The 16,195-nt window shown below is 72.1% G+C and carries 14 protein-coding genes and 1 tRNA gene; 2 read left to right on the top strand and 13 right to left on the bottom strand.

Annotation, left to right across the window (positions count from 1 at the left end):
• Nucleotides 1–8 precede the first annotated feature (8 nt).
• Nucleotides 9–80 (top strand) — tRNA-Val (locus tag ACNYS0_RS32650).
• A gap of 96 nt (nt 81–176) precedes the next feature.
• Here the strand turns inward: ACNYS0_RS32650 and ACNYS0_RS32645 are convergent.
• The 4 genes from ACNYS0_RS32645 to ACNYS0_RS32630 all read right to left on the bottom strand — a co-directional run bounded on the left by ACNYS0_RS32645 (nt 177) and on the right by ACNYS0_RS32630 (nt 2,342).
• On the bottom strand, nt 177–461 hold the full coding sequence (locus tag ACNYS0_RS32645) for a TFIIB-type zinc ribbon-containing protein (protein WP_422406157.1): 285 nt from the start codon (nt 459–461) through the stop codon (nt 177–179).
• Nucleotides 462–530: 69 nt separating this feature from the next.
• Nucleotides 531–1,481 carry a phosphotransferase family protein gene (locus ACNYS0_RS32640; RefSeq protein WP_422478732.1) on the bottom strand — a complete coding sequence of 317 codons (951 nt, stop codon included), beginning with the start codon at nt 1,479–1,481 and terminating at the stop codon, nt 531–533.
• 157 nt (nt 1,482–1,638) lie between these two features.
• Nucleotides 1,639–1,845, bottom strand: a complete 207-nt coding sequence (locus ACNYS0_RS32635; protein ID WP_385762950.1) for a hypothetical protein — start codon at nt 1,843–1,845, stop codon at nt 1,639–1,641.
• Nucleotides 1,846–2,066: 221 nt separating this feature from the next.
• On the bottom strand, nt 2,067–2,342 hold the full coding sequence (locus ACNYS0_RS32630; protein ID WP_422478730.1) for a hypothetical protein: 276 nt from the start codon (nt 2,340–2,342) through the stop codon (nt 2,067–2,069).
• A gap of 199 nt (nt 2,343–2,541) precedes the next feature.
• On the opposite strand from ACNYS0_RS32630, the gene ACNYS0_RS32625 reads away from it, so the two are divergent.
• Complete coding sequence (locus ACNYS0_RS32625; protein ID WP_422411341.1) at nt 2,542–3,738, top strand: serine/threonine-protein kinase; 1,197 nt, start codon at nt 2,542–2,544, stop codon at nt 3,736–3,738.
• A 46-nt stretch (nt 3,739–3,784) separates the two neighbouring features.
• Here the strand turns inward: ACNYS0_RS32625 and ACNYS0_RS32620 are convergent, their stop codons facing one another.
• The 9 genes from ACNYS0_RS32620 to ACNYS0_RS32580 form a co-directional block, all read right to left on the bottom strand.
• Complete coding sequence (locus ACNYS0_RS32620; RefSeq protein ID WP_422478728.1) at nt 3,785–4,618, bottom strand: TrmH family RNA methyltransferase; 834 nt, start codon at nt 4,616–4,618, stop codon at nt 3,785–3,787.
• Between the two features lie 64 nt (nt 4,619–4,682).
• A complete protein-coding gene (gene cobA, locus ACNYS0_RS32615) occupies nt 4,683–5,918 on the bottom strand; it encodes a uroporphyrinogen-III C-methyltransferase (protein WP_422478726.1) in 1,236 nt (411 codons plus the stop codon).
• A gap of 172 nt (nt 5,919–6,090) precedes the next feature.
• Nucleotides 6,091–10,113: a nicotinate-nucleotide--dimethylbenzimidazole phosphoribosyltransferase gene (gene cobT, locus ACNYS0_RS32610; RefSeq protein WP_422478724.1), complete on the bottom strand. Its 4,023-nt coding sequence runs from the start codon at nt 10,111–10,113 to the stop codon at nt 6,091–6,093.
• A 374-nt stretch (nt 10,114–10,487) separates the two neighbouring features.
• Nucleotides 10,488–11,702: a precorrin-6y C5,15-methyltransferase (decarboxylating) subunit CbiE gene (cbiE, locus tag ACNYS0_RS32605; RefSeq protein ID WP_422478722.1), complete on the bottom strand. Its 1,215-nt coding sequence runs from the start codon at nt 11,700–11,702 to the stop codon at nt 10,488–10,490.
• A gap of 121 nt (nt 11,703–11,823) precedes the next feature.
• The gene (locus ACNYS0_RS32600; RefSeq protein WP_422478720.1) at nt 11,824–12,462 is read right to left on the bottom strand and encodes a GNAT family N-acetyltransferase; all 639 of its coding nucleotides are present in this window, start codon (nt 12,460–12,462) and stop codon (nt 11,824–11,826) included.
• A gap of 148 nt (nt 12,463–12,610) precedes the next feature.
• Complete coding sequence (locus tag ACNYS0_RS32595; RefSeq protein WP_422478718.1) at nt 12,611–13,429, bottom strand: MetQ/NlpA family ABC transporter substrate-binding protein; 819 nt, start codon at nt 13,427–13,429, stop codon at nt 12,611–12,613.
• The gene (locus tag ACNYS0_RS32590; protein WP_422478716.1) at nt 13,429–14,265 is read right to left on the bottom strand and encodes a MetQ/NlpA family ABC transporter substrate-binding protein; all 837 of its coding nucleotides are present in this window, start codon (nt 14,263–14,265) and stop codon (nt 13,429–13,431) included. The genes ACNYS0_RS32595 and ACNYS0_RS32590 overlap by 1 nt, the downstream gene beginning before the upstream one ends.
• A 95-nt stretch (nt 14,266–14,360) precedes the next feature.
• Nucleotides 14,361–15,092: a methionine ABC transporter permease gene (locus tag ACNYS0_RS32585; RefSeq protein WP_422478714.1), complete on the bottom strand. Its 732-nt coding sequence runs from the start codon at nt 15,090–15,092 to the stop codon at nt 14,361–14,363.
• Nucleotides 15,089–16,129 (bottom strand): methionine ABC transporter ATP-binding protein, encoded by a 1,041-nt coding sequence (locus ACNYS0_RS32580; protein WP_422478712.1) that lies wholly within the window; start codon nt 16,127–16,129, stop codon nt 15,089–15,091. Before ACNYS0_RS32580 ends, ACNYS0_RS32585 begins: the two co-directional genes overlap by 4 nt.
• Nucleotides 16,130–16,195: the final 66 nt, after the last annotated feature.

Below are 16,195 nucleotides of genomic sequence, written 5' to 3'. Positions count from 1 at the left end.
GGGTTCCCGCGCGATTAGCTCAGCGGGAGAGCGCTTCCCTGACACGGAAGAGGTCACTGGTTCAATCCCAGTATCGCGCACAAGCAAGAAGCCCCCGGTCCTCGTGGCCGGGGGCTTCTGCCGTTCCGAACGGCCCGGGGGCCGGGCGGCCCTTCGAAGAAGAGCCGCTCAGCGCCTCAGGAGGAGAACAGCATCCGGCCGAAGCCACGGTTGTGGTGACCGTGGTGGCCGTGGTGACCGCCGTGGTGCGGGGCTCCCCAGGCCGGGGCCGCGGGGGCCGGGTAGCCCTGCGGGGCGGGCGGGGGCGGCGGGGCCTGCTGCTGCCACTGCGACTCCATGCGGGTCAGCGACTCCAGCTCGCCGTAGTCCAGGAATATCCCGCGGCAACCGCTGCACTGCTCGATCTGGACGCCATTGCGGTTGTACGTGTGCATCGGTGCGTGGCACTTCGGACACTGCATGCTCGGCTCAACTCCTTGCCGCTCGGTGCTGCTTCGCCGGAACACTGCCCGGCTTCCGTCCCCCGCACCCTACTTGGCCGGTTCGTCCTCGAACTGCGGTGGCACCGATGCCATTCGGGCGCAGGCGTCGACGACCGCCTCCTCCACCTCGTCGAGCGCGCGGCCCGCGTCGGTGGCCTTCGCGACGGCGAGCGCGGCGGTCTGCACGCTCAGGGCGCGGGCCGGGGCGTCGAGGGCGGGCCAGGGGTCGGGGACGCACAGTTCCTTTGCGCCGCCGTTCCGTTGGTACGCGCCGAGGAAGCGGGTCCAGTCCTCGGCGGACAGCAGCCCGCAGGCGAACCAGGCGGCGGGGCGGGCCAAGTCCCAGGCGGGGTCGCCGATTCCGAGGTCGTCGACGTCGATCAGCGTCCACGCGGCGGAGTCCGCGGGGTGGCGGACCAGCTGGCCGAGGTGCAGGTCTCCGTGGCAGAGGGCGCTCGCGTGCCCGTACGGGGCTTCGGCGCGGGCCCAGGGCGGCAGGGTGCGCCAGGCGTCGAGGATCGGCCGTGCGGCCGGGTGATCGGGTGCCGAGGCACGGAGGCGGGCCACTGCGGCGGCCGCCTTGAGCGGCCCGCGCATGGGCGGAAGCGCGGGCGGGAGCTCGTGCGCCGGCGTGCCGTGCAGGCGGGCGACGAGGGCGCCCACGGCCTCCCAGGGGGCGTGCTCCGGGTGGTCCGGGTCCACGGGGGTGCCGTGCGGCCAGAACGTGACGAGCCGGTCGTCCAGGGCCGCCGCCGTCGGGCGCAGCGGGCGCAGCAGTACGCCGGCCAGGGACGGGAGGGTGGCCACGGCGAGGCGCAGGTTCAGCTCGGCCGGGTCGGTGCCGGGGGCGTGCGCCTTGGCGACCGTGTCGCCGTGCCGGACCACCGTGGCGTCGGGGCGGTCGGCGAGGGTCGTGGCGCCGCAGACGCAGGCGATCCCCGACGGGTGGGCCGCGCCCCGGGCCTCGGCCCTGAGCGCGGGAACGATGAGCGTGGTCACGGCGGCAGACTACGGGGCCGCGTGGGCACAAAATAATGCTGCGCGCAGCTCCCCAGCTGCGCGCAGCATTTGTGCCGTCCGCCGCACCCCCGTCCCCACGGGGTTTCATGGCCGGATGTCCCCGCCCGGACCGCTCTTCCGGGCCTGGGAGCGCCGCTCAGCGCCCCAGCATCACACCCACGGACGACGCCTGTGTGACCACCGCGTCCCAGCCGCCGAACACGACGACGAGAAGGGCCGCGAGAGGGAGAACCATGGCCGCGGCCACCAGCGGATGCCGGCGGTCGGTCGCGGGGCCACCGAAAAGGCCCGCCCTGCGGGCCACTGTGCGGAACGCTGTCGTCCGCGGTGCCGTGTCCGCCATGGTCCTCTCCCGGTCGAAATCTTGAGTTCTTGCGTCTTGTGGTTGTCGCTTCTTGGCAAGCGGCGGGCACCTGACCTCGGGGGACGAGTGCCGCACCCGCCGCTTGACCTCAAATCTATGAGTCGCGGGCGTCCGGGACGTCATGCCCTCGTACCGATTGCCGGGCCTCCCCGAGGATGACCACCTGCGCCCGATGTACTCCCCTGGGTGGAGATGGAGTCCTAGGCCTCGGGGTCTTCCCCGAGGGGGCGTCCGACGCGGGCCTCCCGCTCGGCGGGCTCCTCGCGCGGGACAGGGTGCTCCACCAGCGCCAGGACCCTGGTGGCCATGAAGCGCGCGGTGCGCACCACGGATCCGGATCGGGTGACTTCGCTCACTTCCACCACCCCTCTGCGCACCGCTGTCTCCACCCTCCGGCCCGCCCTGCCGGCCACCACCTCGTACGTACGCGTCGTGTCCCCGGCATCCACGACTATCTCGACCCGGTCACCCTTCATGGGTCCAATCCCCCTCCGAAGCCGCCCTGTTGGTCCGTGGGCACGGAACAAGCCGCCCCGCTCCCGCGCTCCCTGACCGCTCTTCAAGTTTCCCACCGGGCACTGACAATCGAATCGGCCACGAGGGCGCGGCCTTTGCGCGCCGCCGTGCGCGAAAACGTAAGCTGTGGCTCGTCAGACGGACCGGGCAGCAGCGGGGATGAACATGGCGATGATGCGCCTGAGGCGCGAGGACCCGCGCGTCGTCGGCTCGTTCAGGCTTCACAGACGCCTCGGGGCCGGCGGGATGGGCGTGGTCTATCTCGGGTCCGACCGGCGCGGCCAGCGGGTCGCGCTCAAGGTGATCAGGCCTGACCTGGCGGAGGACCAGGAGTTCCGGTCGCGGTTCGCGCGCGAGGTGTCCGCCGCCCGGCGGATCAGGGGCGGCTGCACCGCCCGGCTCGTCGCCGCCGATCTGGAGGCGGAGCGGCCGTGGTTCGCGACGCAGTACGTGCCGGGTCCCTCGCTGCACGACAAGGTGGCCGAGGAGGGCCCGCTGGCCGCCTCGGACGTGGCGGCCGTGGGGGCCGCGCTGTCCGAAGGTCTCGTCGCCGTCCACGAGGCCGGGGTCGTGCACCGCGACCTCAAGCCGTCCAACATCCTGCTGTCCCCGAAGGGGCCGCGGATCATCGACTTCGGCATCGCGTGGGCGACCGGCGCCTCGACGCTGACCCATGTGGGCACCGCCGTCGGCTCCCCCGGCTTCCTCGCGCCCGAGCAGGTGCGCGGCGCCGCCGTGACGCCCGCGACCGATGTGTTCGCCCTGGGGGCCACGCTCGCGTACTCCGCGATGGGCGACTCGCCCTTCGGGCACGGCAGTTCCGAGGTCATGCTCTACCGGGTCGTGCACGAGGAGGCGCAGCTGGCCGGGGTGCCGGACGCGCTCGCGCCGCTGCTGCGCGCGTGCCTGGCGAAGGATCCGGAGGAGCGGCCCAGCACGCTGCAACTGTCGCTGCGGCTCAAGGAGATCGCGGCCCGGGAGGCGCAGGGCATCGCCGCCGAGCCGCGCCCGCCCGCGCCCCGCACCGCCGAGCAGGACCGGCCGACCGGGCGGCTCGCGGACACCTACGAGGGGCAGCGCACCCAGCGGCGTACGCAGCCGGGGACTCCCACCTCGCGGCCCAGCAACGGCAGGAGCAACGGTTCGGCGCCCGCGCGGAACACGAACAGCCGTTCAAGCAACGGCCGCTCCGGGCCGCGCAGCGGTGCGGGACGCCCGGCGCCGCGGACGAACGGCACGGGCAGCGGCAAGAAGCTGCGGCCCGCGAACCCCCGGCTGCTGCGCCAGCGGCTCTTCGTGTTCGTCGTCGTGACGCTGCTCGTGGCGCTCGCGATCGCGGCGGCGCAGAGCCTGTGACCGCACCCGGGGCCCCGTCCGCGGCGCGGGCGGGGCCCCGGGAACGTCAGAGTTCGGGGCGGCCCGTCGCCACCGCGTAGAACGCGACGGCGGCCGCCGCGCCCACGTTGAGGGAGTCGACTCCGTGGGCCATCGGGATGCGGACCCATTCGTCCGCCGCCATCAGGGCCTGGGTCGACAGTCCTTCGCCCTCCGCGCCGAGCATCAGCGCGACGCGGTCCATGCGGTGCGGCGCCACCTCGTCCAGGGACTTGGCCTGCTCGGCGGGGGTGAGCGCGAGGAGTTCGTAGCCGGCGTCGCGGACCGTCTCCAGGGACTTCGGCCAGGCCTCCAGACGCGCGTACGGCACGGAGAAGACCGCGCCCATGGAGACCTTCACGGAGCGGCGGTAGAGCGGGTCGGCGCAGTCGGGCGAGAGCAGGACCGCGTCCATGCCGAGCGCGGCGGCGCTGCGGAAGATCGCGCCGATGTTGGTGTGGTCGTTGACCGACTCCATGACGACCACGCGGCGGGCCGTGGTCAGGAGGTCGTCCGCGGTCGGGAGCGGTTTGCGCTGCATGGAGGCGAGGGCGCCGCGGTGCACGTGGTAGCCCGTGACCTGTTCGGCGAGGTCGGGGGCGACCGCGTAGACCGGGGCGGGGACCTCGTCGATGACGTCGCGCATGACGTCGACCCACTTCGCGGACAGCAGCATCGAGCGCATCTCGTACCCGGCGAGCTTGGCCCGCCGGATGACCTTCTCGCCCTCGGCGATGAACAGGCCCTCGGCCGGTTCACGTTTGCGACGCAGTTCTACGTCGGTCAGGCCCGTGTAGTCGGACAGGCGGGGGTCGTCGGGGTCATCGATGGTGATGATCCCTCGATGTTCAGCTTCAGCCACGGGTCGATACTGCCTTGTTCTGGGTGTGGTGCCAACGGCTCGGAACGAGTTGCGTTACCGCTGGTTACTTCTGGTGCTTGTGCGGGTTCTCGTTCACCACGTCGCCGATCACGATGACCGCCGGGGGCTTGACCCCTTCGGCGACGACCGTGTCGCCGACCGTCGCGAGGGTGGCGTCGACGCGGCGCTGGGCCGCCGTCGTGCCTTCCTGGACGAGGGCGACGGGGGTCTCGGGGCTCTTGCCGTACGAGACGAGGGCCTCGGCGATCTTTGCGATCTTGTCGACTCCCATGAGGATCACGAGGGTGCCGGTCAGCTTCGCCATCGCCTCCCAGTCGACCAGGGAGCGCTCGTCGTCCGGCGCCACGTGGCCGCTGACGACGGTGAACTCGTGGGCGACGCCGCGGTGGGTGACCGGGATGCCGGCGGCGCCGGGCACCGAGATCGAGCTGGAGATGCCGGGGACGACCGTGACCGGGATGCCCTCGGCGGCGAGCGCCTGGGCCTCCTCCATGCCGCGGCCGAAGACGAACGGGTCGCCGCCCTTGAGGCGGACCACGGCCTTGCCCTGCTTGGCGTGGTCGATCAGGGCGTCGTTGATGGCCTCCTGGACCATCTGGCGGCCGTACGGGATCTTCGCTGCGTCTATCACCTCGACGTGCGGCGGCAGTTCGTCGAGGAGGTCGCGCGGGCCGAGGCGGTCGGCGATCACGACGTCGGCCTCGGCGAGGAGGCGGCGGCCGCGCACGGTGATGAGGTCCGGGTCGCCGGGGCCGCCGCCGACGAGCGCGACGCCGGGCTTGTGGGTGCGCTGGACGGTGACCGTGCCGTCGTGGAGGGCCTCGACGATCGCGTCGCGGACGGCGGCGGTGCGGCGGGGGTCGCGGTCCGCGGCCGAGGTCGTCAGGACGGCGACGGTCACGCCGTCGGCGCGGCCCGTGGCCGGGGTCCAGGCGGTCGCCTCGTCGGCGTCGTCGGAGCGGACGCACCAGACGCGGCCCGCCTCGGCCTCGGTGGAGGCCGCGTCGTTCGCCTGCGCGTCGCTGGTGGCCACGAGGGCGTACCAGGTGTCGGCGAGGTCACCCCGCTCGTAGCGGCGCTTGGTCCAGGTCAGCTCGCCGGCCGTCGCCATCGCCTCGACGGAGGGGGTGGCGGAGGGGGAGATCAGCGTGATGTCCGCGCCCGCGGCGATCAGGGCGGGGAGCCTGCGCTGGGCTACCTGGCCGCCGCCCAGGACGACGACTCGGCGGCCGGTCAGGCGGAGCCCTACGGGGTAGGCGGGGTGGTCGGCGGCGGGCATGGGGTGTCCTCTGGCGTGCGGTGGTTTTTTGTGAGCGTACGTCGTGGGCGTGACGGGGATGTTTCCCCCTCCCCGCCCCTTCCCGAAACCGGGGCTCCGCCCCGGACCCCGCTCCTCAATCGCCGGAGGGGCTCCATGTGGAGCCCCTCCGGCGATTGAGGAGATTCGGGGGCTACTTCTCTGTCACACCCGCCGAGTCGAACGTCGCCACCTCGTGCATCGCCCGCGCCGCGCTCTGGACGATCGGGAGGGCCAGGAGGGCGCCCGTGCCCTCGCCGAGGCGCAGGTCCAGGTCGACGAGCGGGCGCAGGCCCAGCTTGTTGAGCGCGGCGACGTGGCCGGGCTCGGCGCTGCGGTGGCCCGCGATGCAGGCGGCGAGCACCTCGGGGGCGATGGCGCGCGCGACCAGGGCGGCCGCACCGGCGCTGACGCCGTCGAGGATCACCGGCGTGCGCAGCGAGGCGCCGCCGAGGAGCAGGCCGACCATGGCCGCGTGCTCCAGGCCGCCGACCGCCGCGAGGACGCCGATCGGGTCCGCCGGGTCGGGCTTGTGCAGGTCGAGGGCGCGGCGCACGACCTCGACCTTGCGGGCGTGCGTCTCGTCGTTGATGCCCGTGCCCCGGCCGGTGACCTCGGCGGGGTCGACCTCGGTGTATACGGAGATCAGGGCGGCGGACGCCGTCGTGTTCGCGATGCCCATCTCGCCGGTGAGCAGCGCCTTGTTGCCCGCCGCCACGAGGTCGCGGGCCGTCTCGATGCCGACCTCGATGGCCTCCTTGACCTCTTCGCGGGTCAGGGCGGGGCCCGTCGTCATGTCGGCGGTTCCGGCGCGGACCTTGCGGGGCAGCAGGCCGGGCGTCGCCGGGAGTTCGCCCGCCACGCCGACGTCGATGACGCAGACCTCGGCGCCGACCTGGCTCGCGAACGCGTTGCAGACCGCGCCGCCGCCCAGGAAGTTGGCGACCATCTGGCCGGTGACCTCCTGCGGCCAGGGGGTGACGCCCTGGGCGTGCACGCCGTGGTCGCCCGCGAAGATCGCGACGGCCGCGGGCTCCGGGATCGGCGGCGGGCACACCCGGGACAGGCCGGACAGCTGGGCGGAGATGATCTCCAGCATGCCGAGCGCGCCCGGCGGCTTCGTCATCCGCTTCTGCCGCTCCCACGCCTCGCCGAGCGCCTTGGCGTCCAGCGGGCGGATGTTGGAGACGGTCTCCGCGAGCAGGTCGTGCGGGTCCTCGCCGGGCAGGGCGCGGCGGCCGTACGTCTCCTCGTGCACGACCCACGACAGCGGGCGGCGCTTGGACCAGCCGGCCTGCATCAGCTCCGGCTCCTCCGGGAACTCGTCGACGTAGCCGACGCAGAGGTAGGCGACGACCTCAAGGTGTTCCGGCAGGCCCAGGGAGCGGACCATCTCGCGCTCGTCGAAGAAGCTGACCCAGCCGACGCCGAGGCCCTCGGCGCGGGCCGCGAGCCACAGGTTCTCGACCGCGAGCGCGGAGGAGTACGGGGCCATCTGCGGCTGCGTGTGGCGGCCCAGGGTGTGGCGGCCGCCGCGGGTCGGGTCGGCGGTGACGACGATGTTCACCGGGGTGTCGAGGATGGCCTCGATCTTCAGTTCCTTGAACTGCTTCGCGCGGCCCTTGGGCAGGGACTTCGCGTACGCGTCCTTCTGGCGCATGGCCAGTTCGTGCATCGCGCGGCGTGTGTCAGCGGAGCGGATGACCACGAAGTCCCAGGGCTGCGAGTGGCCCACGGACGGCGCCGTGTGGGCGGCCTCCAGGACGCGGAGCAGCACCTCGTGCGGGATGGGGTCGCTGCGGAAGCCGTTGCGGATGTCGCGGCGCTCGCGCATCACACGCAGCACGGCCTCGCGCTCGGTGTCGTCGTAGCCGGGGGCGGCGGGGTGCGGCTCGGCGGTCTCCGCCTCCGGCGTCAGGTGCTCGGGTTCGCCCGTCAGCTCGGCGGGGGCGACGGTCTGCTCCGCCGGGTCCTCGGTGTCGGCGGACTCGGGCAGCGGGATCGCGCCGGAGTCGCCTCCGCGGGGGGCGGGAACGCTCGCGGCCCCGTCCGGGGAGGCGGCACCCTGCGGGGGGAGCCCGGCGGACTCGGGGCCCGGGGTGTCCCACTCCGCGACGTTCTCGGGTGCGAACGACGCGTCGCCCGCGGGCGCCTGCTCGGCGGACTGCTGGTTGGCCATGGCGTGCGGGTCCTGCGGGTCGGTGACGGGGTGGGCGGCCTGCTGGCCGGGGGCGTCCTGCTGACCGGGGCCGACTGCGGCGTGCGGGTCGGCGGCGGACTGCTGGTCGGCCGGGAGCTGCTGGCCGGTGGCCACCTGCTGATCGGCGGCGGCCTGCGGATCGGCCAGGGGCTGCTGCCCGGTGGCCACCTGCTGATCGGCCGGGAGCTGCTGGCCGGCGACGGGCTGCTGGCCGGCAGCGGACTGCGGATCGGCAGCCGACTCCGGTCCGGCGACCGCTGCGTCGACTGCGCCTTGCTGGTCGCCCACGGCTTGCTGGTCGGCCGGGAGCTGCTGACCGGTGGCCGCCTGGTGTTCGGCGGCGGCCTGCGGATCGACCAGGGGCTGCTGACCGGTCGCCGCCTGCTGATCGGCGGTGGCCTGCTGGTCGACCGGGAGCTGCTGCCCGGCGACGGGCTGCGGCCCGGCAGCGGACTGCGGATCGGCACCGGACTGCGATCCGGCGACCGCGCCGTCGACCACGGCTTGCTGACCATCAACGACCTGCTGGTCGGCGGCAGTCTGCGGGTCGGCCGGGAGCTGCTGACCGGCGGCGGACTGCTGATCGGCCACGCCCTGCTGCCCCGCAAGGGACTGCTGATCGGCCACAGCCGCGTGCTCGCCCGCGACGTGCGGATCGGCCAGGACCTGCTGGCCACCCACGGAGTGCTGGTCGGCCACGCCCTGCTGCCCCGCAAGGGACTGCTGATCGGCCACGGCCACGTGCTCGCCCGCGACGTGCTGGTCGGCCGGAACCTGCTGACCGCCACCGGCCATCTGGTCGGCCAGGACCTGCTGATCGGCGACAGCCTGCCGGTCACCGGCGGACAGCTGGTCGGCCAGGACCTGCTGGCCGCCGCCGGACTGCTGGCCACCCACGGCCACCTGGTCGGCCAAGACCTGCTGGTCAGCGGGAACCTGCTGGTCGGCCGCGCCCGGCGCGGGCTGTTCGACGGACGTGCCGCCCTGCTCAGCCGGCACCTCCTGCTGGTCCGCGCCGGTCCACTCGGCCGCGCCTTCCTGACCGGCGCCGGACCGCGCGCCCTGCTCGGCGTCGGTCTCCGGCCGCGCGGCGGCAGCCTGCTCACCGGCCGCGTCCTGCCGGCCCGTATCGGCCGACTGCGCGGAGACGTCCTGCACGCCGCCACCCGGGCCCTGGCGGTCGGCGCCGTCCTGCTGGCCGGGAACGCTCGGCTGCTCGGCGGCGACGTCCTGCTCCTCCGGGAGCGGGGGGACCACCATCGCCTGCGGCGGCGTCGGGGCCAGGTGTGGGGTCGTGGGGACGATGCCGTCCACCGGGACGAACTGGCCGAGCGTCTGGTCCGCGGCGGGCTGCTCGGTGTAACCGTGCTGCGCGTGCTCGTAGCCGCCCTGGCCGTGCTCGTGCGCGGCGTACGGGGCCTGGCCCGCGTACGCGCCCACCGGCATCGGCTCGGCGCCGACCTGGGCGAATTCCTGGGCATGCGCGGGCGTTTCGGGCTGCGCGTGCTGCGGAGCGACCGTTTCTGCGGGGGCCGTGCCCTGTGGCGCCTGGGCCGGCTGCCACGGGGCGGCGCCCTGCGGCGGGATGTCCAGGTACTCGGGGCCGGTGGTGGGCGGGCCCGACTGGCGGGTCGGCATCGGCGCCTGCGGCGCGGGGCCGCGGTCGGCGAGCGTGCGGACGGGGCTGCCGTTGGTGTCGGGGACGGCCGGGCCCATGTGCAGCGGACGGCGCGGCTGGGCCTGGGCCTGGGCGTACTGCTGGCCCTGCCCCTGGCTGTGGCTCTGGTCCGCGGCCTGCGCCTGCGGCTGGCCCCAGGCGCCCTGCGCCCCGGGCATCAGGAGGATCTCGTCCTCCTCGGCCGTGGCGTCGGCGGGATCGAGGTAGGTGTACGCGCCGGGTGCGGGAACGCCCGGCGGCTCCGCCGTGCCTGCGTCCTCCGGCAGCCCTTCGCCCGGAACCTGACCGGTGTCGGTCATGCCTACCCCTCGCCCATCGAATGAGAACTTCCTGGCCGCCCCCGGCCGTCCGCCGGAACTGCGAGCACTTTCACGCTTCACTGTTTCGCTGTCCGGGGCGACGCTTCGACCGCCCGTCAACAACAACGAGCGCGCGTGCCGCGCGGCACGAACCGCTCCGGACAACAGGCATTGTCCCGGTCGGACCGCGGCCACGGAACGTAGTTCGACCATGGCCTTCTGTGGACTGCGCCACGTTGCGCGTCCTCCGGTCGGTGCCGTACCACACGCACCCCAAAAGTGGTGCGTTTTCGGGACATTGGCGTACGAAGAACTCAACGTTCCGGTGCGGTACAACGATCGGCCAGCCTACCGCGCGCGGCGCGCCGCCAGGGTCACGGGTGGCGGACGGGAAGACGACCGGAGAGGAGGAACCCCACGGTCCGCTCCTTCTCCGTCCAGGCGCGAGTGTCCAGTTCGACGGATTGCAGGAGGGCGCACTCGACGTCGTATCCGTGCTCCGTCAGGTCCCTGCCGATGAGTTCGGCGTCGTCGCGTGTCGCGGCGTGCGTGACGATGCGGGCGGGGCGCCGGTCCGCGACGGCCGACACGACGGCCGCTCCCCCGCCCCCGACGCGGACGACGTCGGGCTCCGGAAGGTCTTCGAGGGCGTGCGGGGCGGTGCCGTTCACGATCTGGACCTGGACGCCGAAGCGGCGCGCGACGGCGAGGGTGCGGGCGCAGGCGTCGGCGTCCCGGTCGACGGCGATGACGGCGGCACCGAACCGCCCGGCCTCCGTCGTGAAGGCTCCGCTGCCGCAGCCGATGTCCCACACCAGGTCGCCCGCGCGGGGCCCGAGGCGGGCGAGTTGGGCGGCGCGCAGCTGTTCGGTCTCGCCCTCGCCGAACGGCCCCGCGTACTCCTCGGTGGGCAGCGCCCAGCCGCGCGGTCCGGCGTCGGGGTCGCCGCCGGCCAGCCAGTTGCCGTTCTCGGGGGCGCCGGTGACCGGTCCCCCGATGACGATGACGACGTTGGGGTCGCGCCACGCGTGGTCGGCGGCCTTGTCGGAGGTGACGACGGTGACCTGTTCGCGGTCGGTGCCGAGTTCCTCGCAGATGACGAAGGTGCGGTGGACGCCCTCCATCAGCAGGCCCAGTTCGGCGGGCCCGGCACCCGGGGACGTGAGCACGGCGACCTTGGTGTGGGCGCGGCACACATTCACCGCGCGTCGCAGGGTGCGGCGGTGTGCGACGACCACCTGTGCGTCGTCCCAGGGCATGCCCGCGCGGGCGAACGCCTGGGCGACGGAGGACACGGCGGGTACGACCTCGACCTCAAGGCCGTACTGGGGTGCCCGCAGGGTGCGGACGACGCCGAAGAAGCCGGGGTCGCCGTCCGCGAGCACGACGGCCGTGCCGCGGTGGCCCGCGATGCGGCGGGCGGCGAGGGCCACGCTGCCGAGCCGGACGCGCTCGGCGCGCTCGGGCACCTCGGGCAGTGCCAGGTGGTGCCCGGCGCCCGCCACGAGCGTGGCCGCGCCGAGTGCTGAGCGGGCCGCGTCCGTCAGCGGCGAACCGTCCCAGCCGATCACCGTGACCCGGTCGGCCATCGTCGTCAGTCTCCTGAGTGTGCTCGGGTACGTACGTGCCCATGCGGCACGGAGGCCGGGGGCGCCACCGGGGCCGGGGCACCGTGAGCGTACCTGCCCGGCCGTTCGACCGCCCGTGGGGTCAGTTCCAGTCCGAGAAGGCGGTGAAACCCCCGGCCTCGGCCAGCTGCTCGGTGACGCCCTCCAGGTCCTCGGGCAGCAGGCTCCACACGATGAAGTCCGTGCGGGCCTCCATCAGGCCGCCGTCCTCGGTGCGCGTACGCGCTATGCAGGCGTTGCGCAGCACGCCCTCGCTGATGCAGCCGATCTTCTGGGCGACCTGCTGGGAGGCGGTGTTGTCGGCGGCGGTGCGCAGCTCGATGCGCTCAAGGCGCTGGTCGCGGAAGAGCCACTGGGCCGTGGCGAGCGCGGCCTCGGACGCGTAGCCCTCGCCGCGCGCCCAGGGGGCGACGATGTAGGAGAGCTCGGTGGACCGCACGTGCCAGTTGGTCTTGGAGAGCTGGATGACGCCGACGAGCCGCTGGGTGAGGAACTCGGCGACGGCGAGGGTGAGTCCGGCGCCGGACTCCCGCTCCTTCGGCGCGTCCTCGAAGATCCAGGTGCGGGCGCCTTCCTCGGTGAACGGCTGCGGCACCGCGGTCCACGCGGCGACCAGCTCGTCGTTCATCATCTCCGCGAGCGCGGGCACGTCGTCCTCGTCGAGGGGGCGCAGCACCAGGCGTTCCGTGCTGATGGAGATCTCCGGGAAGGTGTTCGTCATGCGCCGCTCTCCGTAACCTTCGTCGGCCTTCTACCTTCGCGTCGGCCTCGTGAACTGCCCAGCATGCAGCATGAAGGCACGTAACTGCACATGGGGGCCGCCCCTGTTGCCAGGTGCGGCCCCCAGGGGCGTGCGTCGGACGGGCCCCTCAGACGGGGAGCACCGAACCCTTGTACTTGGTCTCGATGAACTTCTTGACCTCGGGTGAAGTCAGCAGCTTCGCCAGCTTCTTGACCCGGGGGTCGTCCTCCTCGCCCTTCTTCACGGCGAGGATGTTGTTGTACGGGTTGTCCTTGACGGACTCCAGAAGGATGGCGTCCTTCTTGGGGTTCAGTCCCGCGTCCATCGCGAAGTTGTTGTTGACGGCGGCCACGTCGACGTCGTCCAACGAGCGCGGCAGCTGGGCCGCTTCGAGCTCCTTGAACTTCAGCCCCTTGGGGTTCTTCGCGACGTCCTTGGGCGTCGCGTTCAGACCGGCGCCCTTCTTGAGGCCGATCACACCCTGGGAGGCGAGGAGTTCGAGCGCCCTGCCCTCGTTGGTGATGTCGTTCGGCAGCGCGACGGTCGCCCCGTCGCGCAACTTCGTGACGTCCTTCGTCTTCTTGGAGTAGAAGCCGAGCGGCGGCAGGTACACCTGCGTGACCGGCGTGAGCGTCGTGCCCTTGGACTTGTTGAAGTCCTTCAGGTACGGCGTGTGCTGGAACAGGTTGGCGTCGAGCTCGCCCTGCTGGAGCGCGGTGTTCGGCAGGACGTAGTCCGTGAACTCCTTGATCTCCAGGTCGAGTCCGGCCTTCTTGGCCAGGTTCTTCTGTACGTACGTGAGGACTTCGCCTGCCGGGGTCGGGGTGGCCCCGACGACCAGCTTCTCGCTCGCGTCCGCCTTGTCGCTGCCGCAGGCCGTGAGGCCGAGGACGAGTGCCCCGGCGATCACGGCGGCGGGAATCGTGGACTTCAAGGGAATCGGCATCAGAAGGAGGGGAGCACCGAACCCTTGTACTTGTCCTCGATGAACTTCTTCACCTCGGGCGACGTCAGGAGCTTCGCGAGCTTCTTCACGCGCGGGTCGTCCTGGTTGCCGTCCTTGATGGCGAGCACGTTGTTGTACTCGTTGTTCTTGGTGGACTCCAGGGCGAGCGCGTCCTTGGCCGGGTTGAGGTCGGCACCGATGGCGTAGTTGCCGTTGATCACCGCGGCGTCGACGTCCTTGAGGGAACGCGGCGTCTGGGCGGCCTCGACCTCCTTGAACTGGAGGTCCTTCGGGTTCTTCGCGATGTCCTGCGGCGTCGCGGCGGCCTCGGAGCCCTTCTTGAGGGTGATGAGGTCGTTGGCGGCGAGGAAGCGCAGGGCGCGGCTCTCGTTGTCGGCGTCGTTCGGAAGGGCGACGGTGCCGCCCTTCTTGAGGCCGTCGAGCTTCTTGGCCTTCTGCGAGTAGAGGCCGAGCGGCTCCAGGTGGACGGTGGCGACCGACTTGAGGTGCGTGCCGTTCTTCTTGTTGAAGTCTTCCAGGTAGGGCGTGGTCTGGAAGTAGTTGGCGTCGACCGAACCGTCCTCGGTGGCGTTGTTCGGCGTGACGTAGTCGGTGAACTCCTTGACCTCGAGCTTGAGGCCTTCCTTCTTCGCCAGGTCCTTCTTGATGAAGTTGAGGATCTCGGCGTGCGGGACGGGAGTCGCGGCGACGACCAACGGGTCGGAGGCCTTGGCCTTGGAGCCAGCGTCGTCGTTGCCGGATCCACAGGCCGTCAGACCCAGGGTGAGGGCGCCGGTGGCGAGGACAGCTGCGGTGATCTTGGTGGTGTTACGCACGAAAAGTGCCTTTCCATCAGTGGTGCAACCCTTCCCCAAGCTCTCGAACAACCTCGAGCAGGGGAGACCCCATTGAGGGGCGGGGAGAACGGGATTCAGCCGGTCTTGGTGGCGGTGGCGGCCGTACGACCGGCGAACAGGTTGAAGCGGATCGGGTCGCCGCCCTTGCCCGCGCGGCGGTGCAGGACGCGTGCGCCGCTGTCGCCGGCGAACTGGATGAGCGAGATGACGACGGCGAGGATCGCCACCGTGATCCACATCAGGTTGGCCTCGAAGCGCTGGTAGCCGTAGCGGATCGCGATGTCGCCGAGGCCGCCCGCGCCGACCGTTCCGGCCATGGCCGAGTAGCCGATGAGCGCGACGATCGTCGTGGTGGTCGCCGAGATCAGCGAGGGCAGCGACTCCGGCACGAGGACCTTGCGCACGACGGTCCAGGTGTTGCCGCCCATCGACTGCACGGCCTCGATCAGGCCACCGTCGACCTCGCGCACGGACGTCTCGACGAGCCGCGCGAAGAACGGGATGGCGCCGATGGCGAGCGGCACGATGGCGGCCTCGCGGCCGATGGTGGTGCCGACGACGGCGCGCGTGAAGCCCATGAGGGCGACCATCAGGATGATGAAGGGCATCGAGCGGACGATGTTCACGATCTGCCCGATGACCTTGTTCACGAACGTGTTCTGCAACAGTCCGCCGCGGTCCGTGAGGACGAGCAGGACGCCGAGCGGCAGCCCGAAGACGATCGCGATCAGCGTGGACCAGCCGACCATGTAAAGGGTGTCCCAACACGCCTGGGACAGCAGCGGCTGCATCTCCGACCAGGTCACTTGGTGACACCTTCCTTCAGCAGAGCGGCGGGCGCGGTGCCCTGGACGTCGACCTGGAGGCCCTGTTCGCGCAGGAAGCCGATGGGCACGACGTTGTCGTCGTAGCGGCCGGGCAGTTCGATGCGCATGCGGCCGACCTGCTTGCCCGCGACGGTGTCCATCGCGGCGCCGAGGATCGAGATGTCGACGTTGTAGGTGCGGGAGAGCTGCGAGATGACCGGCTGGGTCGTCGACTCGCCGTGGAAGGTGACGTCGATGACGGTGCGGTCGTCGCCGGAGGCCTCGCCGCTGACCGGGAAGAGCGCGGAGGCGAGCTCGGAGCCGGGCGTCGCGAGGAGCTCGCTGACGGTGCCGGACTCGACGATCCGGCCGCGCTCCATGAGGGCGGCGGAGTCGCAGACGGTCTTGACGACGTCCATCTCGTGCGTGATGAGCAGCACGGTGAGGCCGAGCTGCCGGTTGAGGTCGCGAAGGAGCTGGAGGATCGAGCGGGTGGTCTCCGGGTCGAGGGCGCTGGTGGCCTCGTCGGAGAGCAGCACCTTCGGGTCGCCGGCGAGCGCGCGGGCGATGCCGACGCGCTGCTTCTGACCGCCGGAGAGCTGGGCCGGGTAGGACTTGGCCTTGTCGGCGAGGCCGACCAGGTCGAGCAGTTCCAGCGCCTTGGTGGAACGTTCCTTCCCCGACTTGCCGAGGATTTCGAGCGGCAGCTCGATGTTGTCCTGCACGGTGCGCGAGGACAGCAGGTTGAAGTGCTGGAAGACCATGCCGATACGGCTGCGCCCCTCGCGCAGCTCCTTGCCGGCGCGCGAGCCGCGGCCGACGAGGGCGGTGAGGTCCTGTCCTGCGACGGTCACGGTGCCGGAGGTCGGACGCTCCAGGAGGTTCACGCAGCGGATCAGCGAGGACTTGCCGGCGCCGGACTGTCCGATGACGCCGTACACCTCGCCTTCGCGCACGTGGAGATCGACGCCGTCGAGGGCGGTGACCTCGCGGCCGCGCGAGCGGTAGACCTTGGTGAGGCCCTTGGTGGTGATCACGTGGGTTTCCGTAGCTGTCGAGTGCGCGGCGCGGGTGGCACCGGGCACGGGGCATTCGTTCGGGAA

Source organism: Streptomyces anthophorae, from assembly GCF_049310305.1.
GTDB lineage: Bacteria > Actinomycetota > Actinomycetes > Streptomycetales > Streptomycetaceae > Streptomyces.
Note: the sequence above shows the minus strand (reverse complement) of the source record. Positions and strands in the feature narration are given on the sequence as shown.

Bases quoted from the DNA above. Each gene is read 5' to 3' on its own strand.
- ACNYS0_RS32645 (WP_422406157.1), bottom strand. From the start codon at position 461: ATGCAGTGTCCGAAGTGCCACGCACCGATGCACACGTACAACCGCAAT.
- ACNYS0_RS32635 (WP_385762950.1), bottom strand. From the start codon at position 1,845: ATGGCGGACACGGCACCGCGGACGACAGCGTTCCGCACAGTGGCCCGC.
- ACNYS0_RS32630 (WP_422478730.1), bottom strand. From the start codon at position 2,342: ATGAAGGGTGACCGGGTCGAGATAGTCGTGGATGCCGGGGACACGACG.
- ACNYS0_RS32625 (WP_422411341.1), top strand. From the start codon at position 2,542: ATGAACATGGCGATGATGCGCCTGAGGCGCGAGGACCCGCGCGTCGTC.
- cobA (WP_422478726.1), bottom strand. From the start codon at position 5,918: ATGCCCGCCGCCGACCACCCCGCCTACCCCGTAGGGCTCCGCCTGACC.
- cobT (WP_422478724.1), bottom strand. From the start codon at position 10,113: ATGACCGACACCGGTCAGGTTCCGGGCGAAGGGCTGCCGGAGGACGCA.
- cbiE (WP_422478722.1), bottom strand. From the start codon at position 11,702: ATGGCCGACCGGGTCACGGTGATCGGCTGGGACGGTTCGCCGCTGACG.
- ACNYS0_RS32600 (WP_422478720.1), bottom strand. From the start codon at position 12,462: ATGACGAACACCTTCCCGGAGATCTCCATCAGCACGGAACGCCTGGTG.
- ACNYS0_RS32595 (WP_422478718.1), bottom strand. From the start codon at position 13,429: ATGCCGATTCCCTTGAAGTCCACGATTCCCGCCGCCGTGATCGCCGGG.